The 20,998-nt window shown below is 62.1% G+C and carries 21 protein-coding genes and 1 pseudogene; 9 read left to right on the top strand and 13 right to left on the bottom strand.

Annotation, left to right across the window (positions count from 1 at the left end; translation table 11 throughout):
* Nucleotides 1-120: 120 nt before the first annotated feature.
* From thrC to SAZ10_RS04020, 4 genes are read left to right on the top strand one after another with little or no spacing between them, the layout of a single operon-like run.
* The gene (gene thrC, locus SAZ10_RS04035; RefSeq protein WP_318608453.1) at nt 121-1,518 is read left to right on the top strand and encodes a threonine synthase; all 1,398 of its coding nucleotides are present in this window, start codon (nt 121-123) and stop codon (nt 1,516-1,518) included.
* 14 nt (nt 1,519-1,532) lie between these two features.
* The gene (locus SAZ10_RS04030) at nt 1,533-2,825 is read left to right on the top strand and encodes a pitrilysin family protein (protein WP_318607891.1); all 1,293 of its coding nucleotides are present in this window, start codon (nt 1,533-1,535) and stop codon (nt 2,823-2,825) included.
* Between the two features lie 18 nt (nt 2,826-2,843).
* The gene (locus tag SAZ10_RS04025) at nt 2,844-3,440 is read left to right on the top strand and encodes a GNAT family protein (protein ID WP_318607890.1); all 597 of its coding nucleotides are present in this window, start codon (nt 2,844-2,846) and stop codon (nt 3,438-3,440) included.
* Between the two features lie 5 nt (nt 3,441-3,445).
* Nucleotides 3,446-6,334 (top strand): EAL domain-containing protein, encoded by a 2,889-nt coding sequence (locus SAZ10_RS04020; protein WP_318607889.1) that lies wholly within the window; start codon nt 3,446-3,448, stop codon nt 6,332-6,334.
* Here the strand turns inward: SAZ10_RS04020 and SAZ10_RS04015 are convergent.
* Nucleotides 6,325-6,933 (bottom strand): YqgE/AlgH family protein, encoded by a 609-nt coding sequence (locus SAZ10_RS04015; RefSeq protein ID WP_318607888.1) that lies wholly within the window; start codon nt 6,931-6,933, stop codon nt 6,325-6,327. The genes SAZ10_RS04020 and SAZ10_RS04015 overlap by 10 nt on opposite strands.
* 149 nt (nt 6,934-7,082) lie before the next feature.
* Here SAZ10_RS04015 and SAZ10_RS04010 point away from each other — a divergent pair, with 149 nt between their 5' ends.
* On the top strand, nt 7,083-7,898 hold the full coding sequence (locus tag SAZ10_RS04010) for a protein-disulfide reductase DsbD domain-containing protein (RefSeq protein ID WP_318607887.1): 816 nt from the start codon (nt 7,083-7,085) through the stop codon (nt 7,896-7,898).
* Between the two features lie 100 nt (nt 7,899-7,998).
* Nucleotides 7,999-8,478 (top strand): peroxiredoxin, encoded by a 480-nt coding sequence (locus SAZ10_RS04005; protein WP_318607886.1) that lies wholly within the window; start codon nt 7,999-8,001, stop codon nt 8,476-8,478.
* A gap of 93 nt (nt 8,479-8,571) precedes the next feature.
* Here SAZ10_RS04005 and rnhA read toward each other — a convergent pair whose 3' ends face one another.
* The 11 genes from rnhA to coxB all read right to left on the bottom strand — a co-directional run bounded on the left by rnhA (nt 8,572) and on the right by coxB (nt 17,571).
* The gene (gene rnhA / locus SAZ10_RS04000; RefSeq protein ID WP_318607885.1) at nt 8,572-9,036 is read right to left on the bottom strand and encodes a ribonuclease HI; all 465 of its coding nucleotides are present in this window, start codon (nt 9,034-9,036) and stop codon (nt 8,572-8,574) included.
* Complete coding sequence (locus SAZ10_RS03995) at nt 9,033-9,998, bottom strand: homoserine kinase (protein ID WP_318607883.1); 966 nt, start codon at nt 9,996-9,998, stop codon at nt 9,033-9,035. Before SAZ10_RS03995 ends, rnhA begins: the two co-directional genes overlap by 4 nt.
* A gap of 3 nt (nt 9,999-10,001) precedes the next feature.
* On the bottom strand, nt 10,002-11,012 hold the full coding sequence (gene ispH, locus SAZ10_RS03990; RefSeq protein WP_318607882.1) for a 4-hydroxy-3-methylbut-2-enyl diphosphate reductase: 1,011 nt from the start codon (nt 11,010-11,012) through the stop codon (nt 10,002-10,004).
* Between the two features lie 52 nt (nt 11,013-11,064).
* The gene (locus SAZ10_RS03985) at nt 11,065-11,817 is read right to left on the bottom strand and encodes an SURF1 family protein (RefSeq protein WP_318607881.1); all 753 of its coding nucleotides are present in this window, start codon (nt 11,815-11,817) and stop codon (nt 11,065-11,067) included.
* Nucleotides 11,814-12,200: a DUF983 domain-containing protein gene (locus SAZ10_RS03980; protein WP_318607880.1), complete on the bottom strand. Its 387-nt coding sequence runs from the start codon at nt 12,198-12,200 to the stop codon at nt 11,814-11,816. The genes SAZ10_RS03985 and SAZ10_RS03980 overlap by 4 nt, the downstream gene beginning before the upstream one ends.
* A gap of 134 nt (nt 12,201-12,334) precedes the next feature.
* Nucleotides 12,335-13,219, bottom strand: coding sequence for a cytochrome c oxidase subunit 3 (locus SAZ10_RS03975; RefSeq protein ID WP_318607879.1), 885 nt, complete (start codon nt 13,217-13,219; stop codon nt 12,335-12,337).
* 1 nt (nt 13,220) lies between these two features.
* Nucleotides 13,221-13,853 carry a cytochrome c oxidase assembly protein gene (locus SAZ10_RS03970; protein ID WP_318607877.1) on the bottom strand — a complete coding sequence of 211 codons (633 nt, stop codon included), beginning with the start codon at nt 13,851-13,853 and terminating at the stop codon, nt 13,221-13,223.
* Complete coding sequence (locus SAZ10_RS03965) at nt 13,850-13,984, bottom strand: hypothetical protein (RefSeq protein ID WP_318607876.1); 135 nt, start codon at nt 13,982-13,984, stop codon at nt 13,850-13,852. Before SAZ10_RS03965 ends, SAZ10_RS03970 begins: the two co-directional genes overlap by 4 nt.
* A gap of 2 nt (nt 13,985-13,986) precedes the next feature.
* Nucleotides 13,987-14,931 carry a heme o synthase gene (gene cyoE, locus SAZ10_RS03960; RefSeq protein WP_318607875.1) on the bottom strand — a complete coding sequence of 315 codons (945 nt, stop codon included), beginning with the start codon at nt 14,929-14,931 and terminating at the stop codon, nt 13,987-13,989.
* Between the two features lie 76 nt (nt 14,932-15,007).
* Complete coding sequence (gene ctaD, locus SAZ10_RS03955) at nt 15,008-16,666, bottom strand: cytochrome c oxidase subunit I (protein WP_318607874.1); 1,659 nt, start codon at nt 16,664-16,666, stop codon at nt 15,008-15,010.
* Nucleotides 16,667-16,704: 38 nt separating this feature from the next.
* Entirely contained in the window at nt 16,705-17,571 is an 867-nt protein-coding gene (gene coxB / locus SAZ10_RS03950) for a cytochrome c oxidase subunit II (protein ID WP_318607873.1), read from the bottom strand.
* A 329-nt stretch (nt 17,572-17,900) separates the two neighbouring features.
* Here coxB and SAZ10_RS03945 point away from each other — a divergent pair, with 329 nt between their 5' ends.
* Nucleotides 17,901-18,413 (top strand): invasion associated locus B family protein, encoded by a 513-nt coding sequence (locus SAZ10_RS03945; protein WP_318607872.1) that lies wholly within the window; start codon nt 17,901-17,903, stop codon nt 18,411-18,413.
* Nucleotides 18,414-18,651: 238 nt separating this feature from the next.
* Nucleotides 18,652-20,064, top strand: a complete 1,413-nt coding sequence (gene tldD, locus SAZ10_RS03940) for a metalloprotease TldD (protein ID WP_318607871.1) — start codon at nt 18,652-18,654, stop codon at nt 20,062-20,064.
* 138 nt (nt 20,065-20,202) lie between these two features.
* Here tldD and SAZ10_RS03935 read toward each other — a convergent pair.
* Nucleotides 20,203-20,357: pseudogene (locus SAZ10_RS03935) on the bottom strand (DUF2384 domain-containing protein); the annotation flags it as partial.
* Nucleotides 20,358-20,503: 146 nt separating this feature from the next.
* Between SAZ10_RS03935 and SAZ10_RS03930 the strand changes: the two are divergent.
* The gene (locus SAZ10_RS03930) at nt 20,504-20,992 is read left to right on the top strand and encodes a YybH family protein (RefSeq protein WP_318607870.1); all 489 of its coding nucleotides are present in this window, start codon (nt 20,504-20,506) and stop codon (nt 20,990-20,992) included.
* The last annotated feature ends 6 nt before the right edge of the window (nt 20,993-20,998 follow it).

The raw sequence follows: 20,998 nt of genomic DNA, 5'->3' as shown, positions 1-20,998 counted from the left end.
ACTTCCCTCGCAAAAGGCGGCCGTCTATAGCAACCGCGCGGCAAAAATGCGACTGATGAACTTTGGTTTTTCGACGCCGTGCTGCCGGGCGGATTTTCCTACCGCCACGGAAAGAAGATGATGCGATATGTAAGCACCCGCGGCCAGGCGCCCGTCCTCGGCTTTTCCGACGCGCTACTCGCAGGCCTTGCCCGCGACGGCGGCCTTTACGTGCCGGAGGAGTGGCCGAGCTTTTCGGCATCCGAAATCCGCGCCATGCGCGGGCTCAGCTACTCGGACCTTGCGATCCGGGTCCTTTCTCCCTTTCTCGGCGCGGAGATCGATACCGCGACCTTTTCTCGGATCGTGAAAGAAGCCTACGGGACGTTCCGTCATCCCGCAGTCTGCCCGCTCGTCCAAGTCGAGGCGAACCGCTTCATCCTGGAACTTTTCCATGGTCCGACGCTCGCCTTCAAGGATGTAGCGATGCAGCTGCTGGCGCGGCTGATGGACCATGTGCTTGCCGAGCGCGGCGCGCGGACGACGATCGCCGGCGCGACCTCGGGCGATACCGGCGGCGCCGCGATCGAGGCCTTCGCCGGCCGCGCGCGGTGCGACATCTTCATCCTGTTCCCGCACGGACGCGTCTCGCCAGTGCAGCAGCGCCAGATGACGACATCGGCCGCCGCCAATGTTCACGCGCTGGCGATCGAAGGAAATTTCGACGATTGTCAGGCGCTCGTGAAGGAGATGTTTAACGACCATCGCTTCCGCGACGGCGTTTCGCTCTCGGGCGTCAACTCGATCAACTGGGCACGCATCATGGCCCAGATCGTCTACTATTTCTCTTCTGCGCTATCGCTGGGGGCCCCCGACCGGCCGGTCTCCTTCACCGTGCCGACCGGCAATTTCGGCGATATTTTCGCTGGCTATGCAGCCAAGCGCATGGGCCTGCCGATAGAGAAGCTGGTCATCGCCACCAACGACAACGACATCCTGGCGCGCGCGCTCGAGAACGGCGCCTACGAAACACGTGGCGTGATCGCTACGACCTCCCCTTCGATGGACATACAGGTCTCGTCGAATTTCGAGCGGCTGTTGTTCGAGGCCAGCGGGCGTGACGCGGCGACCGTGCGGCGCTATATGAGTGGACTGAAGCAATCTGGCGCCTTTACGATCGATCCTGGTCCGTTGGGCAGGATCCGCCAGGATTTCGAAGCCGGGCGGTCGTCCATGCGGGAGACCGGCAGCACGATCCGGCGCGAGCACGAGGCAAGCGGCTATCTGCTCGACCCGCATACGGCCACTGCGGTTCATGTTGCTGATTCCATAAAAGTTTCGGCAACTCCCATGGTGGTACTCGCGACCGCTCACCCGGCGAAGTTTCCGGCAGCAGTGAAGGAGGCGGTCGGCCTCGAGCCGCGACTTCCTGAGTGGCTCGGCGATCTTATGGAGCGCAACGAGAAATTTACGGTGCTTCCATCATCGATAAAAATGGTGGAAGAATATGTAAGCCGTCATACAAGGGCGGCGCGTTAGGGAGCCAAGCCTATATGGTTGTTGAGGTAAGCCGTTTGTCCAACGGCCTCACAGTCGCCACCGAAACTCTTCCCCACATTGAATCCGTCGCCCTTGGCATCTGGGTCAAATCGGGATCACGTAACGAATCCGACGAAGAACACGGCATCGCCCATCTTCTCGAGCATATGGCGTTCAAGGGAACCGAGCGCAGAAGCGCCTGGAAGATCGCCTCGGAAATCGAGGATGTTGGCGGCGAGATCAACGCCGCCACCAGCGTGGAAACCACGTCCTTCTACGCCCGCGTGCTCGCCGACGACGTTCCTCTGGCGGTCGACATACTTGCGGACATCCTTACGGAGTCAAAATTCGACGCAGACGAGCTGGTGCGTGAGCAGCACGTCATTCTGCAGGAAATCGGCGCCGCTCACGACACGCCCGACGACATCGTCTTCGACCGCTTCACCGAAACGGCCTTCCGCCATCAGACGATCGGCCGCTCCATCCTGGGCACGCCGGAGACGGTGAAATCGTTCAATTCGCAGCAGCTCCAGTCGTTCATGGAACGGCAGTACGGCGCGGAGCGCATGGTAGCTGTAGCGGCCGGCGCCATCAGGCACGATGATTTCGTACGGGAAGTCGAAGCCAAGCTCGGCAGGTTCCGCACACGTGCGACAGGCGCGCCGCCGCAATATGCACATTATGTCGGCGGCGATTTTCGCGAAGCACGCGATCTCATGGACGCGCAGATTATCCTCGGCTTCGAGGGGCGGGCGTATCACGTCCGCGATTTCTACGCCTCGCAGGTCCTGTCGATGATCCTTGGCGGAGGCATGTCTTCCAGGCTCTTCCAGGAAGTGCGCGAAAAGCGCGGCCTCTGCTATTCGGTCTATGCATTTCATTGGGGATTCTCGGACACCGGAATTTTCGGCGTGCATGCGGCGACCGGGCAAGGGGACATCTCCCAGCTCGTTCCGGTGATCGTCTCCGAATTGGAGCGGGCGGGCGAGGACATCACAGTCGAGGAGCTCAACCGCGCCCGGGCACAGTATCATGCCGGGCTCGTCATGTCGGCGGAAAGCGCCGCAAGCCGTGCGTCGCAGATCGCGCGACAGATCCTGCTGTTCGGCCGGCCGATCCCGAAGGAGGAACTGGTCGAGCGGCTGTCGGCGCTGACCATCGAGCGCCTCACAGACCTGTCATCCCGCCTGTTTTCCAGCCAGCCGACGGTGACTGCGGTGGGGCCGGTCGGCACCCTCGCGTCCTACGAAGCGATTCGCGACGCGCTGCCCCATCCGAGGCCCGCTGCCCGCAAGCTTGCGGTCTGAGCCTCGACACTGATCGGCATGATCTCGCTGCCCTTCCTCCGCCGAACTTCACCGGCGTTGAAGGGTGAGCGGGTGACATTGCGCCTGCCGCACGCATCCGACTACCGCGAATGGGCGGCGCTCAGAGGGGCAAGCCGCAGCTTCCTCGAGCCATGGGAGCCTCGTTGGGCGCCGGACGAGCTCGACCGCACAGCATGGCGCCAACGCTTGTCCCGCTATATTGAAGACTACGCCACGGGGTCGGCCGTTCCCTTCTTCATTTTTGAGAATGAAGAAGGTGCGCTTGTCGGGGGCATCACGCTTGGCAACATCCGCTACGGCGTCGCCCAGACCGGCCAGATCGGCTACTGGATCGGCGAACGCTATGCCGGACGCGGCCTGATGCTGGAGGCGTTGCGCCTGCTCATCAACTACACATTCGAGACGCTCAGGTTGCACCGGATCGAGGCAGCCTGTATCCCAGACAATCTTCGTTCTCTGCGTTTGCTTGAAAAAGCCGGATTCCGGCGCGAGGGACTTCTGCGATCCTACCTGCGAATCAATGGGGTGTGGCAGGATCATTACCTTTACGCACTGATCGCAGGCGATCCGTCGCGCGATTTCAAACGGGACTGAGTTTCTTGACATTGTTTTTGCGGAGCGGGACACTTCTGGCGCTTGCCGTGGCGGTACTGGCGTCGATATTCGCGTCCTCACGCGCGCTCGCCATCGAACCCATCAAGATCTCCCGTGACGACGTCGCGCTCAATCTTTCCGGCGCGGTCGAGATCTATCGGAACCAGGGCGAGAACTTCCAGGTCCAGACCGCGCCAGGTCCGGACGGCATCGTCAGGCGCATCGAGGTCGAGGCAAACGACAAGAGCTCGACGGGCGACTGGGGCGTCTTCGCGCTCGCCAATAGCAGCGACCAGCAGCTCGACCGGCTGATCGTGGCACCGCATTTTCGCCTGGTCGGATCAGGCGTGTTCTGGCCGGACCTCGGTTCCGCCAGAATCTCGGCAATCACCCCCAGCGAGGGCTTCGCCCTCGACCGGCAGGCGAGCCCCGATGCCGATGTTTTCCTGGTGACGCTCGACCCGGGCTCGGTCGTGACCTTCGTCGCGGAACTCGCCTCGCCGAAGCTGCCGCAGGTCTATTTGTGGGACCCCGACGCCTATAAGGACACCGTCAACTCATACACGCTGTTTCGCGGAATCGTGATCGGCATTGCCGGGCTGTTGGCGCTTTTTCTGACGATCCTGTTCGTCGTGAAGGGAACCTCGATGTTCCCTGCGACCGCGGCGCTCGCCTGGGCAGTGCTGGCCTATATCTGTGTCGACTTCGGCTTCCTCAACAAGATCGTCGAGATATCGCCAGGTAGCGAGCAGATATGGCGCGCCGGCACCGAGATATCGCTGGCCGCAACCTTCGTCGTCTTCCTATTCGCCTATCTCAATCTCAACCGCTGGCATGGCCATTTCAGCTACGGCGCCCTGGTCTGGATCGCCGGACTGATCCTGATCGCCGGCGTCGCGGTCATCGACCCGGCCGTCGCTGCGGGGATTGCGCGCCTCTCCTTCGCAAGCACAGCAGTCGTCGGCATCGGCCTCATCATTTATCTTGGCTTCCAGGGCTACGACCGGGCGATCATGCTTGTGCCCAGCTGGGTGATGGTGTTGGTCTGGCTTGCCGGTGCAGGGATGACGGTTACCGGCCACCTCGATAACGACATCGTGCAGCCGGCGCTCGGCGGCGGCCTTATCCTGATCATCCTCCTGATCGGCTTCACGGTCATGCAGCACGCCTTTGCCGGCGGCGCGCTCACGCAGGGCCTGTTCAGCGACATGGAGCGACAGGCGCTTGCCGTCACCGGCTCGGGCGATACGGTCTGGGACTGGGACGTGCTGCGTGACCGCGTGGTGACCAAGCCTGACGTCAGCCTGCCGCTCGGGCTCGCTCCCGGTACGCTCACCGGACCCGCACGCAACTGGCTGCCGATCCTCCACACGGACGATCGCGACACTTTCCGCACGACGCTCGACGTCGTGCTCGAGCACCGACGCGGCCGGGTCGCTCAGAATTTCCGCCTGCGCGGCGCCGACGGTCACTATCACTGGTTCTCGCTGCGGGCGCGGCCGGTGATCGGCTCGGACGGCGAGGTGATCCGCTGCGTCGGGACACTTGTCGACATAACGGAACAGAAGAAGGCTGAGGAGCGGCTGCTGCACGACGCCGTGCACGACAACCTTACCGGCCTCCCGAACCGCGAGCTGTTCATGAACCGGCTCGAAGGCATGATCGCGCTGGCCAAGGCCGAGGAGAAGATCAGGCCGACCGTCTTCGTCATCGATATCGACCGTTTCAAGCAGGTCAATGACGGGCTGGGCATCTCGGCAGGCGACACGATCCTTTTGACGATCGCGCGGCGGCTTCACCGCTTGCTCAAGCCGCGCGACGCGCTGTCGCGCTTCGCCGGCGACCAGTTTGCGCTCATGCTGCTTTCCGAACAGGATCCGGCGCGCATCGCCGCCGTTGCGGACGCCGTCAACCAGGCCATCAAGGCGCCGATCACTTTCGCCAAGCGCGAGATCGTGCTCACCGCTTCGATCGGGCTCATCACCTGGACCTCCGCACAAGCGACGGCGGAAGACATGGTGAAGGACGCGGAACTTGCGATGCACCAGGCGAAGCGTTTCGGCGGCGATCGCATCGAGCCATTCCGGCCTGCCTTCCGCTCGGTCGGCACCGACCGGCTGCAGATCGAATCCGATCTGCGCCGCGCGATCGAACGCAAGGAAATCGCACTCGCCTACCAGCCGATCGTGCGATTGGAAGATCGCTCGGTTGCCGGCTTCGAGGCGCTGCTCAGATGGGAACATCCGCGGCGCGGACCGATCCCGCCGTCTGACTTCATCCCTGTCGCCGAGAACTGCGGACTGATCGTCCAGCTTGGCCTGTTCGCCATGCAACAGGCGGCGGAGGATCTCGTCTCCTGGCAGCGCCAGCTCGGCGACATGCCGCTCTTCGTTTCGGTGAACCTTTCCAGCCGGCAGCTCATTCGCCGTGATCTCGTCAGCGACGTGCGCTCGGTGATTGCGCGCTCGCAGATCAGAGCGCGCTGCTTCAGGCTCGAGCTCACGGAATCCCTCGTCATGGACAATCCCGAGCAGTCTGCGCATGTGCTTTCCAAGCTCAAGCAGATCGGGATCGGCCTGTCGCTGGACGATTTCGGCACGGGTTATTCGTCGCTCGCCTATCTGACGCGCTTCCCGTTCGACACGATCAAGATCGACAAGAGCTTCGTCGACGACTCCACGCCGAAGAGGACGGTGTTGCTCAAATCCATGGTCAGCATGGCGCACGAGCTGGGGCTGTCCGTCGTGGCCGAGGGCATTTCGGACGAGAGCGACGCCCTGCAGCTCAGGCAGATGGGCTGCGAATACGTACAGAGCTTCATGTTCGGCGCACCGGTGAACGGCGACGCCGCGCTGAAGCTATTGAGGGAGCAGTATCCCGTCGTTCAGGCGTGACCGGCTGTCTGGCTGAGATGAGCCAGATCGACGCCGATCGAGGACAGGATGCGGTCGTATTTGCGGTCGATATCAGCGTCGAACAACAGGCCGGTGTCGGCCGGGCAGGTCAGCCAGCCATTCGCGGCGATTTCACTTTCGAGCTGGCCCGCGCCCCAGCCGGAATAACCGAGCGCCATCAGTGCCTGGCGCGGGCCGCGGCCGGCGGAAATCGCCCGCAGGATATCGACGGTCGCGGTGAGGCAAATCTCCTCCGACACGGGCATCGAGGACTCGACGGTGAAATCGTCGGAATGAAGCACAAAGCCACGGCTGCGGTCGACGGGACCGCCATTGCGGATCAGGAAGTCGCGTGTCTTGGAAGGAAGTCTGATCGCCTCCTGCTCGTCCAGAATGCCAAGCTGGACGAGGAGATCGGGGAAGCGCATCTGCTGTGCCTGATTGATGATCAGCCCCATCGCGCCCTCTTCGCTGTGGGCGCAGATATAGATCACAGCGCGAGCGAAGCGGTCGTCCTTCATGCCGGGCATGGCAATGAGGAAGTGGCCATCCAGGAAGCCGCGCGTCGGCTTCTGCCGCTTTCGCCGCACAAGGTCCATAGATGAAGGGTAATCCTTTTCCGGCACGCACGAAAGATGGCAGGAGGCCAAGATTTCCAGGATCGAAGTGACAATTTCACGCAGAAATGATGCTCGTGGCTCCTTTGTTCGGTTGAAACTACCCCTCGGAAACGGCCAGAGAATGTTTCATGCGTAAACAGATTCTTCCGATTGCGACGTCCTCTGTCCTGCTGATTGGTGCAATACCGGCACTGGCATCGTCGAGCGACTGGTACGATGCCGAAGGCGGCAGTGTAAGGCTGGTCACCACAGGTACGCCGGATGGGAGGGGCGTTCTCCGGGGCGCACTGCAGATCGACCTGAAGCCCGGCTGGAAGACCTACTGGACCGACCCCGGCGATGCCGGCGTACCGCCCAGCATCGATCTTTCGGAAAGCCGAAACATTGCTTCAGCGGATATGTCGTTTCCGGCGCCGCACCGTTTCGACGACGGCTTCGCGAAATGGGCAGGCTATAACGAGCCCGTGACATTCCCAGTCACCTTCACCGTCTCCGATCCCAAGCAGCCCGCCACGATCGAAGCCAAGGTCTTCCTGGGCATCTGCGAGACAATCTGCGTGCCGCTACAGGCGACGCTGAAGGTCGATGCAGCAAGCGATCCCGGCAATGCCGACGACGCGGCCGTGGTGCAGGCGGCGGTGGATGCTCTGCCTGGACCCGTCCAGCCGGATTTCGGCGTGACCCCTCTGCCGGGCGGCCAGGACGAGGTGCTCGTCGAAGCTGCTTTCGCAGGCGAGCCCGACAAGGTCGATTTTTTTCTGGCCGGCGCCGACGGGTACCAGTTCGGGCCGCCGAAGCGACGCGAGGAGGGTGAAAAACTGCTGTTCTCCGTGCCCATCCTCGAACGTCCGGACAAAGCGCCCGACAAAGGCGCGCTGCACTATACGCTGGTGGCCGCAGCAGGCGCCGTATCCGGTACCCTGCCCTACCCTCCCGCGCCATGACCACTGCTTCGTTCGAGGCTGGACAAATCCAGCCACCGCGATAAATCGTTGGCGCGCTATCAACCAAGCACGCGCTATCAAACCCAGCAAAGGCGATCCCATGATTTCAGCCGGAGAGAAGCTTCCCGAGGCTACCTTCAAGACCATGACGCCTGAAGGCGCCAAGGATCTCACGACCAGCGATATCTTTTCGGGAAAACGTGTCGTGCTTTTCGGTGTGCCGGGCGCCTTTACGCCGGGCTGCAGCAATACCCACCTGCCCGGCTACTTGGAAAACCACGAAGCGATCCTGGCCAAGGGCGTAGATGCGATCGCGGTGGTCGCGGTCAACGACCATTACGTCATGGGCGCCTGGGCTAAAGCAACCGGCGGCGAAGGCAAGATCCTGTTCCTCGCCGACGGCAGCGGCGACTTCGCCAAGGCCACCGGCCTGGACGGCGATATGTCCCAGTTCGGCATGGGGCTCCGTTTGAAGCGCTTCTCCATGATCGTCGACGACGGCAAGGTGACCGTGCTCAATGTCGAGCCGAAGCCGGGCGTGGTCGAGTCGGCGGCAGCGAAGATTCTGGAACAGCTCTGAGCCCCCGAGCCTGGCACTGACCTTCACAACAGAGCTTTAAGATCAGAGCCTGGACTTCCGCCCAGTCTTGACGGCGGTATCCTACCCCGCCGCTTAAGGCGGTGGTACCTGCCTGTTGCGTTTCAACTTGAACGGGGCCATCGCCAGCCGCGCCAGCTCGTCGGCACGCTCGTTCTCGGGATGGCCGGCATGGCCCTTCACCCAGTGCCAGGTGACCTTGTGCCGCCGCCGCGCCTCATCGAGCGCCTGCCAGAGCTCGGCGTTCTTCACCGGCTGCTTGGCTGCAGTCTTCCAGCCATTGCGTTTCCAGCCCTCGATCCAGCCATTGATGCCGTCGCGGACATAGTTGCTGTCGGTGTAGAGTTCGACGGCAACGGGTTCCTTCAGCGCATTCAGTGCCTCGATCGCTGCCATCAATTCCATGCGGTTGTTGGTGGTGAGCTGCTCGCCGCCCGAGAGCTCCTTGACCGTAGTTCCGTAGCGCAGGATCGCGCCCCATCCCCCCGGTCCCGGATTGCCCGAGCACGCCCCGTCCGTGAAGATCTCGACGCTCTTCATGGGGCCAGCCCGTATTCCGACGCGGACGCGATCTGGCGATGGAAGCGCAGCTTGCGGATATATTCGTTCGGGTCGCGCTTCAGCACCAGCCCGCCATTCGGGACGGTCAGCCAGTCGTAGAGCCTGGTCAGCATGAAGCGGAGCGCCGAACCGCGCGAAAGAATGGGCAGAGCGTCCCGCTCCGCATCGGACAGCGGCCTTACCGACTGGTAGCCGGCAATCAGTGCTGCGCCCTTCGTGAGATTGAAGGCGTGGTCCTTCTCGAAGCACCATGCGTTGAGGCAGGTGGCGAGATCGTATGCGTAGAAGTCGTTGCAGGCGAAGTAGAAATCGATCAGCCCCGAAAGTTTGGCACCCAGGAAGAAAACATTGTCCGGGAAAAGGTCGGCATGGATGATGCCCGCCGGAAGCGAGGTCGGCCAATCGCGCGCCAGCGCCACGAAATCCGCGTCCACCTCGCGTGCGAGACCTTGCTCGACCTCGTCAGCCCGGTCACGAGCCCCGGCCCAGAGCTTCCGCCAGCCGTCGATCGCCAGCGCGTTCGGCCGTGACAAAGGGAAGTCCGCACCGGCGAGATGCATCGCGGCCAGCGCCTTGCCGACCTCGCGGCAGTGCGCCACCGTCGGACGGCGCATCCACATGCCTTCGAGAAAGGTGATGAGGGCAGCAGGGCGTCCGGCGAGCTCGCCGATCACCGCACCATCGCTCCGGTGGACCGGCAGAGGGCAGCTTATCCCCCTCTTCGCCAGATGCTCCATCAGCCCGAGGAAGAACGGCAGGTCGGAACGATCGACCCGCTTCTCGTAGAGCGTCAATATGTAGGCACCGGCCGAAGTATGCAGCAGGAAATTCGAGTTCTCGGTCCCTTCGGCGATGCCCTTGTAGGAGAGCAATTCGCCAACCGGATACTGCTTGAGGAAAGCGCCGAGCTCGCCCTCCGTGATATCGGTATAGACAGCCATGGTCTAGCCTGCACCATTGACGAAAGCCATGTCGGCGGCGGTCAGCTCGACATCGCGCAGGTCGCGCATCACAGGAAAATCTGCCGTCTCGGTCGCCGTCACGGCGAGATCGACCGTGACGTGATAGCGATGGCGGAAGGCATCGATGATCTCATCCACGATCACCTCAGGAGCAGAGGCCCCGGCAGAGAGGCCAAGTGTGGAAAGATCGCCGAGGTCGTCCCACGGGATTTCGGCGGCGCGCTGAACGAGAAGCGACATTTTCGCCCCCGCCCGCTCTGCCACCTCGACGAGCCTGCGCGAGTTGGAGGAATTCGGCGCGCCGACAACCAGGAAAAGATCGGCGCCCGAAGCGGTGGCCTTGACTGCGTCCTGTCGATTGGTCGTCGCGTAGCAGATCGATTCCGCCGCCGGCGCCTTGATCTCCGGGAATTTCGTCTCGAGCGCGCGGACGATGCCGGCCGTGTCCTCGACCGAAAGAGTGGTCTGTGTGACAAAGCCGAGCGCAGAGGCATCGTTGGGCTCGAACGCCGCGACGTCGGCTTCTGTCTCGATCAGCGTCACCGCGCCCCCGGGCAATTGCCCCATTGTGCCGATGACTTCGGGATGCCCGGCGTGTCCGATCAAGAGCACATGCCGGCCGAGCCGCTGGTGGCGCATGGCCTGTTTGTGCACCTTGGAGACGAGCGGGCATGTCGCATCCAAATAAAAAAGGCTGCGCGCCTGAGCGTCGGCCGGCACGGACTTGGGCACACCGTGCGCCGAAAAAACGACTGGGCAATGCCTGTGCTCGGCCGGGATTTCATCTAGCTCCTCGATGAAAACGGCGCCTTTGCGCTGCAGGCCTTCAACCACATAGCGATTGTGCACGATTTCATGGCGCACATAGACAGGGGCGCCGTATTTCTTCAGCGCTAGCACGACGATCTGGATGGCGCGGTCAACCCCCGCACAGAAGCCGCGCGGTTGGCAGAGCCGGATCGTGAGGGGTGGCTTTTGAAGCGTGTTAAGCATTCTGGTCAGGATGTCAGATCAAGGCCGACATGCGGGTTGGGCCCTATTGCTGTCAAGCCCGCCTCTCATTTCGAGTGCGCCAGAGCCAAGCCCCGAGCACCGCTGCGAGGGCCGCCGCCAGCCCGTACCAGGTGACGGCATATTGCAGATGATTGTTGGGCATATCGACGATGGTAACGCCGCCGACCGGTAGCCCACCGGGATTGGGCGCCTTGTCGGCGTCAATAAAGAAGGGCAGCAAACGGGCGGTATCGAGCCCGGCCGAGCGCGCCATCGTGTCGCGATCCTTCCAGTAGAAGATGTTCTTGTCCGGTTCATTCTCCGGGATCAGGAAGGACGGTTTTGCAGCGAGCGGGTTGCGAGCGAGCCCCTTGAGTGTGACGGTTCCCTCGACCTGACCTTGCAGCCGCGTCGAGACATCCTTGCGATCGTAGGGAACGAAGCCGCGATTGATGAGGATGAATCGCCCGTCTGCAAGCTTCAGAGGCGTATAGACGTAAAAGCCGGGCTGGCCCTCATAGGTCGCGAAGAAATGCCGCTCCTTGGCATGGTCGAAAGTGCCTTCAACCTCTACCGGCCAGTAGTCGACGTCTCCGGTCTCGGCGAACTGCCGCTCGACTGCCGAGAGCGGCCGCGGCTCCGAGTGAGTGCGCTGATCGATGGAAGCGATCAGCGCTTCCTTCCAGGCCAACCGCTGCAGCTGCCAGGTGCCGAGCGACAGGAGAATCGCTATGCCGATCACCCCCAGGACCAGGGCAGTCCACGGGAAGCCGCGTGCGGCCTCCGGCTTGCCAAGAACACTCATTTACCCGCGTCCAGACGTCCTTCCGCAGCCTTGTTGCGGTACTGCAGCGTGATCAGCACGCCTTTGATGAGGCGCAAAGCCGTCAGGCAGAGCACCAGCGCCAGCGGAATCCACAGGACAAGGTGCAGCCAGAACGGCGGGTTGAACGTCACCTCCATCCAGAGCGCCAGTCCGACGACCACGAAGCCGATGATCAGGATGACGAACACCGCCGGCCCATCGCCGGCATCTGCGAAGGAATAATCGAGCCCGCAATTGACGCAGCGGTTGCCGACGCTCAGGAAGCCAGGGAAGAGCTTGCCCTCACCACAGCGCGGGCAGCGGCCCTTCAAGCCTGCCGAGATCGGATCGACCTCCGGCCATATCGCCTTGTCTTCGCTCACCGGTCCGCCTTTCTCACTTCCGTAAGCATAGCCGAATTTCGCTGCGGCGCCCGCGATCAATGTGATGCCCCCCAACGCTAACGACAAACGGCCGCGCAAGCGCGGCCGTTCGCAACGAGGAAGTCACTTGACTGTCAGCCGGCGTGCGCTATCGGCGCTCCGAAGCCGCCCCACACGTAGATGCAGGCGAACAGGAACAGCCACACCACGTCGACGAAGTGCCAGTACCAGGCCGCCGCCTCGAAGCCGAAATGCTGCTTCGGTGTAAAATCTCCGCCGATCGCTCTCAGCAGGCAGACCAGCAGGAAGATGGTTCCAATCAGCACGTGGAAGCCATGGAAGCCGGTCGCCATGAAGAAAGTCGCGCCGTAGATCGAATCGCGGAAGGCGAATGGCGCATGCATATATTCATAGGCCTGGACACAGGAGAACAGCACGCCGAGCGCCACGGTCAGCGCCAGGCCCCAGACCAGGCCCTTGCGGTCATTGTGGAGGAGCGAATGGTGCGCCCAGGTCACCGCCGTGCCCGACAAGAGCAGAATGATGGTGTTGTAGAGCGGCAAATGGAATGGATCGAGCACCTCGATCCCTTTCGGCGGCCACACACCTCCTGTGAACTGGTCACGAGCGACCTGTATCGCCTCGCCCGGAAACAGGCTGGCGTCGAAGAAGGCCCAGAACCACGCAACGAAGAACATCACCTCGGAGGCGATGAACATGATCATCCCGTAGCGCAGGTGCAGGGACACGACGCGCGTATGATGACCCTCATGGGCTTCCTTGATCGTGTCGGACCACCAGCCGAACATGGTGTAGAGCACGATCAGGAGACCAATGACGAACAGCCACGGATTGGCGATGTTGTGACCGAAGATCGGGAAGTCGCCGCCCTTCAGATACTGCATCAGGCAAACGCCGCCGATCGCCATGACCAGCGCGCCCACGGAGCCGAGAAACGGCCACGGGCTCGGGTTGACGAGATGATAGTCGTGTTGCGGTTTGGCGTGCGCGTCTGCCATCTCAGCCCCCGTTGCTGTCCGAGTTCTTGTTGATGCCCGTGCCGGCCGGCTTCTGTGTCGCCGCAACGGGCTTTTCCCCTTCCCGCGGGAAGAAGGTGTAGGAAAGCGTGATCGTCCTGATGTCCTTCAACTCAGGCACGTCGACGATCGCCGGATCGACATAGAAGACGACCGGCATGTCGAGTGTCTCGCCGCCCTTCAACGTCGTGTCGTTGAAGCAGAAGCACTCGACCTTGTTGAAGTAGGAGCCGGCGAGCTCGGGCGTCACGTTGAAGCTGGCATGGCCCGAAGTCGGCGTGTCGAAGAGGTTGGTGGCGCGGAAATCGGACTGGACGGTCTCGCCGATCTTCATCGTTATGTCGCGCTTCACCGGCGCGAAATCCCATGGCAGACCGCCGGATGTATTTGCGTCGAACCGCACAGTGATCGTGCGGTCAAGGATCTTGTCCGAATATTGGTGGTCGACGCGCTGCGTCGTGCCGCCGTAACCGGTGACTTGGCAAAACAGCCTGTAAAGAGGCACGGACGCATAAGCGGCGCCGATCATGCCGGCGAAGAATGCAAGGCAGACACCTGCCACGATGCGGTTCGACCGCTGCATCTTCCCATCGATCGTGCGGACATCGTCGCTCATGTGCTCATCCTGACGATGCTCGCGACATAGACGACGATCACGAAGGCAAAAAGCGCCAGACCGATTGCAATCGAACGGTTGCGACGGGCCTTCAACTCGGCCTGGGTAGGCTTGATGGTCTCGATCTGCATAGTCATGCTCCCGGCAGCGCCAAGGCGCGCCCCACAACCACATCGGCGAGGTAGGCCGTGAAGATCGCGAAGAGATAGAGCAGCGAGTAACCGAACAATGCCTTGGCGGGCTTCATCTTACGGTCCCCTTCAGGCATCTTCAAAACCGACCAGCCGTACCAGACGAATGCGGCGCCAAGTCCTGCGGCGACAATGCCGTAGCCGAATGAAACGTAGCCGAGTAGTGCCGGCAGCACGCCGACCGGAAAGATGATCAGCGTGTAAGCGAAGATCTGCCGCTTCGTCGACGCGATACCGGCGACGTTCGGCATCATGGGAATACCCGCGCGGCCGTACTCGTCCTTCTTGAAGAGCGCCAGCGCCCAGAAATGCGGCGGCGTCCACAGGAAGATGATGAGGAAGAGGAGAAGACTTTCCAGGCTCACGGAACCGGTCGCCGCCGCCCATCCGATCACCGGCGGGAAGGCGCCAGCCGCGCCGCCGATCACGATGTTCTGCGGGGTCCAGCGCTTCAGCCACATCGTGTAGATCACGGCGTAGAAGAAGATGGTGAAGGCGAGCAGTGCCGCTGCCAGCCAGTTGACCAGCACCCCGAGCATCATCACGGCGAACGCCGACAGGATCAGGCCGAAGACGAGTGCTTCACTCGGCTTTATGCGACCTGCCGGGATCGGCCGGGACACAGTGCGCGTCATGACGGCATCGACATCAGCGTCGTACCACATGTTCAGCGCGCCGGACGCACCTGCACCGATCGCAATCGCAAGCACCGCGATGACGGCAAGGAACGGATGGATATGGACCGGCGCCGCGATCAGCCCTACGAAAGCGGTGAATACGACCAGCGACATCACGCGCGGCTTCAGAAGCGCGAAGAAGTCGGCAGCCGTCGCCTCCGAGAGGCGAAGGCCGGCATCTTCCATGGCGTTCTTTTCGACCAGCGACATTCTTGGTCCATTACCTTCCTTGAAACCGGGGCCGCCGGACGAGCCGGCGGCGTCGGCATGCGTTCTGGTGCTCTGCCTATTTGATCTTCGGCAGCTGCTCCCACTGGTGGAACGGCGGCGGCGAAGGCAGCTGCCATTCCAGCGTCGTCGCACCCTCGCCCCATGGGTTGGCGCCCGCGATACGCTTCTTCGAGAAGGCTTCGAACACGCCATAGAGGAAGATCAGCACACCGAACCCGGAGATATAGGAGCCGATGGACGAAACATGGTTCCAGCCGGCGAACGCATCCGGATAGTCGATATAGCGGCGCGGCATGCCCGAGAGGCCGAGGAAGTGCTGCGGGAAGAAGACGAGGTTCACGCCGATGAAGGTGACCCAGAAGTGGGTGCGGGCGATCAGCGGCGAATACATGTAGCCGGTCATCTTCGGGAACCAGTAGTACCAGGCCGCGAAGATCGCGAAGACTGCACCGAGCGACAGCACGTAGTGGAAGTGCGCCACCACGTAGTAGGTATCCTGCAGCGAGCGGTCGAGGCCGGCATTGGCGAGCTGCACGCCAGTGACGCCGCCGACCGTGAACAGGAAGATGAAGCCGATCGCCCACAGCATGGGAGCACGGAAGGAGATCGAGCCGCCCCACATCGTCGCGATCCAGGAGAAAATCTTTACACCGGTCGGCACTGCGATCACCATCGTCGCGAAGACGAAGTAGCGCTGCGTGTCGAGCGAAAGACCCGTCGTGTACATGTGGTGCGCCCACACGACGAAGCCCACCGCGCCGATTGCCACCATCGCATAGGCCATCCCGAGATAACCGAATATCGGCTTCCTCGAGAAGGTCGAGATGATGTGGCTGACGATGCCGAAGCCCGGCAGGATCAGGATGTACACCTCAGGATGACCGAAGAACCAGAACAGGTGCTGGAACAGGATCGGATCGCCGCCGCCCTCGGGCACGAAGAAAGCGGTGCCGAAGTTGCGGTCGGTGAGGAGCATCGTGATGGCGCCCGCGAGCACCGGCAACGAGAGCAGCAGGAGGAAAGCAGTGATCAGCACGGCCCAGGCAAACAGCGGCATCTTGTGCAGAGTCATGCCCGGTGCGCGCATATTGAAGATCGTGGTGATGAAGTTGATGGCGCCAAGGATCGACGAAGCACCGGCAATGTGTATCGCCAGAATGGCAAGATCCATCGCCGGGCCAGGCTGACCCGAGGTCGAGAGCGGCGGATAGATCGTCCAGCCGCCGCCGACACCCCAGCCACCGGCCGGGCCGGGCACGAACATCGACATGATCAGCAGGATAAAGGCTGGCGGCAAGAGCCAGAACGAGACGTTGTTCATGCGAGGGAACGCCATGTCCGGCGCGCCGATCATCAGCGGCACCATCCAGTTCCCGAAGCCGCCGATCATCGCGGGCATCACCATGAAGAAGATCATGATGAGGCCGTGCCCGGTCGTGAACACATTGTACATGTGCTTGCCCGCGTCGAGCGCCGCATCGCCTTCGACGCCGTAGACCATCGAAGCGAGGCCGTGGAATACCTGGATGCCGGGCTCCGCGAGCTCCCAGCGCATCATCACCGACAGAAAGCCGCCGACGCAGCCGGCCATGATCGCGAAAATCAGATAAAGCGTGCCGATGTCCTTATGGTTGGTCGAATAGACCCAACGGACCCAGCCGCGATAGGGCGCGTGATCGTGCGCGTGGTCGTCGTGAGCTGCAGCGCCTGACATGTTCTGCTCCGTTCCCTGTTCTCAAACCCGTCCGGGCGTCAGTGCGCCGCAGACGCTACATTCCGCTGCGCGTCGATCTCTGCCATCAACGCCTTGTTGGCGCCGCCGAGGTCCGTCCTGGCCGCCGCCAGCCACGTGTTGTACTGGGCCTCGGACACGACGCGGACCGCAATTGGCATGTAGGCGTGATCCTTGCCGCAAAGCTCGGAGCACTGACCATAGTAGAGGCCTTCCTTGTCTGCCTTGAACCAGGTCTCGTTCATGCGCCCGGGCACGGCATCGATCTTGATGCCGAAGGCCGGAACGGCGAAGGAATGGATGACATCGTTGCCAGTCACCAAAACGCGCGTGGTGGTGTTGACCGGCACAACCATCTCATTGTCGACGGTAAGCAGCCGCGGATAGACGGCAAGGTCGCTCTTGCCGGCGGCCTGTCGATCCTTGTCGGCCAGAATCGCCGAATTGAAGGTGAGCGGCTGGTCGACCTGGTACTCGTAGTCCCAGTTCCACTGGTTGCCGGTTGCCTTCACGGTCAGCTTCGGCTCTTCCGGCGGATTGTATTGCGCCGTGAGCAGCTGGAAGGACGGGATAGCCAGGAATAGAAGGACAACAACCGGGCCGACAGTCCAGATCACCTCAATGACCGTGTTGTGGCTGGTGCGCGACGGCGTCGGATTGGCGCTCGCGCGGAATCTCAGGATGCAATACGCCAGGAGGAAGAGCACGAGCAGTGTGATCGGCACGATGAACCACAGCGTGTAGTGCATGAACCAGGTGATCTGCCCCATGATGCCCGTAGCGGCGGGCTGGAACGTCACCTCCCACGGCCGCGGCTGATCGGCAAAGGCAGCGCCTGCCATCAGAAGGACGGGGAGCGCCCCGAGGCTGCCAACGATCCTCTTCATCACCCTCTTCTTCTCCACTCAAGAAGCGCCTTAGACAGAACCGCCCCAGGGCGGAATCCGTGCGCAATCGGGCAGGTTCAAATCACACTCTGATGTCGACCGCAAGAAAGGAGGCCCCCAACTCATGCGGCATTTTTGCACTTCGGCGACACTGCTGCGGCGCTATCGCACGAGCCCGGGCGGCGCACCGCGTGGTCCACTATGGACACTATGCCGCAAGGGGTCCGCGCAAGCCGCAATTCAGGCGAAATTGGCGTTGAATGTCGTGAAAACCCTATATTTGAAAGCATCACGCGATATAAAGTGACGTGATTCGCAATGGAGCGAGAATGTTTTTCCGATTGGTTCGCCCCCTGATCGCGATTCTGCTGCTAGCGGCAGCGCAAGGTCCCGCGGTCGCGGCGGCCCAGCAGAACGGTACGGTCAAGTCAACGCATGGCGCGTGGTCGATCATCTGCGACACGCCTGCCGGCGCAAGCTCTGAACAGTGCGCGATGATGCAGAACGTCGTCGCAGAGGACCGGCCCGAGATTGGTCTCTCCGTCGTGGTGCTTCGCACAGCCGACAACAAGGCCGAGATCCTGCGTGTGCTCGCACCGCTCGGCGTGCTGTTGCCGAATGGCCTGGGGCTCAATGTCGACGGCAAGGATATCGGCCGCGCCTATTTCGTGCGCTGTTTCCAGGACGGCTGCTACGCTGAGGTGATCCTCGAGAAGCAACTCCTCGACACGCTGAAGAGCGGCACCTCGGCAACCTTCATCGTCTTCCAGACGCCGGAGGAGGGTATCGGCATCCCTGTCGACCTCAAGGGGTTCGCGGAAGGCTTCGCGGCGCTGCCATAACGGTCGACCGCCGGGCTCCCGCGGTCGAGCTTCTCATAGCTTAACGGCATTCGCGTTCGACGACGGTCACAACCGTGCCCGTGACGGTTTTTCGTCTACACGATGGTTGAGCCTGTAGCCGGGCTGTCGCGACTCGCCCCCTGTTCCTCGGCCTCGCAAGAGGCCGCGCATTGCCGAAGCGGGCCTAAACCCCTACATCGTCGCGAGACCATTCCCGGACAAGATGAGCGGTGGTGCTATGAAAAGCCTCCTCACCCAATTCGACATTTCGGACGATCGCATACGCCGCATCGTTGCCGACACGATCAGCGGCGCCGACGACGGCGAGCTCTATCTCGAATACAGCGAGAACGAATCGCTGATGTTCGACAATGGCCGGCTGAAGACTGCGAACTTCAATACCGACCAGGGCTTCGGACTTCGGGCCGTCGCAGGCGAGGCTACCGGATATGCGCATTCGAGCGAGCTGTCGGAAGCGTCGCTGCTGCGCGCCTCCGATGCGGTATCCACTGTGAAGAGCGGCTATTCCGGCACGCTCGCCGATGCACCGGCACGCACCAATCGGCACCTCTACGGTGACGAGAACCCGATCGCCGCGCCCTCCTTCGGCGAGAAGGCCAAGCTGCTCCAGGAGATCGACGCCTATCTGCGTGCTCGGGATCCGCGCGTGCGCCAGGTAACGGCCTCGCTCGCGGCCTCCTGGCAACATGTCGAGATTCTGCGCGCCGACGGCCAGGTCGTGAGCGACATCCGCCCGCTGGTTCGCGTGAACTTTTCCGTAGTCGTCGGCGAAGGCGACCGCCAGGAGAGCGGCTCCTACGGCATGGGCGGCCGCAAGTCCTTCTCGGAGTTCATAGCTGAGGACAGCTGGAAATTCGGCGCAGATGAGGCGCTGAGGCAGGCTCTCGTCAATCTCGCGGCGGTTCCCGCTCCGGCCGGAACCTTCGATATCGTGCTCGCCAGCGGCTGGCCGGGCGTCATGCTGCATGAGGCCGTCGGCCACGGGCTGGAAGGCGACTTCAACCGGAAGAAGACTTCGGCCTTCGCAGGCCTGATGGGCCAGCAGGTCGCAGCCAAGGGGGTCACGGTGGTCGACGACGGGACGATCGCCGAGCGGCGCGGTTCGCTTACCGTCGATGACGAAGGCACGCCGACCAATCGCACAGTGCTCATCGAGGACGGCAAGCTGGTCGGCTATATGCAGGACCGGCAGAATGCCCGCCTGATGGGCATGAAGCCCACGGGCAACGGCCGTCGCGAATCCTATGCCCACCAGCCGATGCCCCGCATGACCAACACCTTCATGACGGCCGGCGACATGACGCCTGACGACATCCTCGCTTCCGTGAAGAATGGCATCTATGCCGTCTCCTTCGGTGGCGGCCAGGTCGACATCACTTCCGGCAAATTCGTGTTCGGCTGCACCGAGGCCTACATGATCGAGAACGGCAAGGTGACGCAGCCGATCAAAGGGGCGATGCTGATCGGCAACGGCCCGGATGCCATGCACCGCGTCACCATGGTGGGCAACGACCTGAAGCTCGATACCGGCATCGGCATGTGCGGCAAGGCCGGCCAAGGCGTGCCGGTCGGTGTCGGGCAGCCGCATCTCAGGATGAATCAGATGACGGTCGGCGGCACGAGGGTGTGAGGCTACGGCCCTACAGCCAGGAAGCAGGTATCTTCGGCAGCAGATCTTCGGGATCGACGACCCGGAACTGAGGCGGCACGTATGCCCGTCGGCGAACAAAGGCGCGCCAGGGTGCAAAGCTGGATCGGGGCGGCGCTTTCAGGCATAGACGCCCGAGCGAACTGCCTCCAAATAGGCAAGTACCTTGTCCGGTTGTCCGTCACGGATCAGATCATAGGCGGTCTTGCCGGCCCAGCCCGGGATTGACTGATGCTTGAATCAGATTGCGCACGGTCGTCGCCGCCAGCCATTTCCGGCTGCGGACGTATCAGGGGGCGTAGGCCCCATCTCTTTCTACCGCTATTTGACAAGCTTCAGACAAAAGTGTGCTCATTCTTGCATGAAGCAAGCTCAACACGCGCACAGTCGATGGCACGCATGTATAGTCTGGTGGCAGCAAATGCCGCTACGAACGCGATGCGGAGACGGTGGGTCTACGCGCCTGCGTATCCTGGCGGTTCCCATATTGCTGTTGGCCTGCTTTCCGAGCCCATCGCTGGCCGATGATGCTGCCGACATCCGGACAAGAATCGAGGACTGGGCGCGAGATTTCAATGACGGCCGTGCGGAAGCCTCCTGCGGCCTCTTTTCGAAGGGACTGATCTCGGACACGCAGGGTAAGGGTGAAGCCGATTACCAGGCAAGATGTGAGACAATTTCGAAGGTGCTCGCGACTCCGGGGCACGGGCTCCGCTATTCGCCCGACATCAAGGAGATCATCGTCGAAGGGAATCTTGCGATTGTACGTCTGAACTGGACGTTGTCAGTGTTGCCTGGCGAGGATGTTTCGTCGGAGTCGGGGCTCGACGTGTTTCGGAAGGAGGCCGACGGCGTCTGGCGCATCATCCGCTTCATGGCCTTTTCGAACGAGCAGGCGCCTCCTCAATGACATTGG

Source organism: Mesorhizobium sp. BAC0120 (assembly GCF_033542235.1).
In the GTDB taxonomy this organism is placed as follows: Bacteria; Pseudomonadota; Alphaproteobacteria; order Rhizobiales; family Rhizobiaceae; genus JAWRCU01.
Note: the sequence above shows the minus strand (reverse complement) of the source record. Positions and strands in the feature narration are given on the sequence as shown.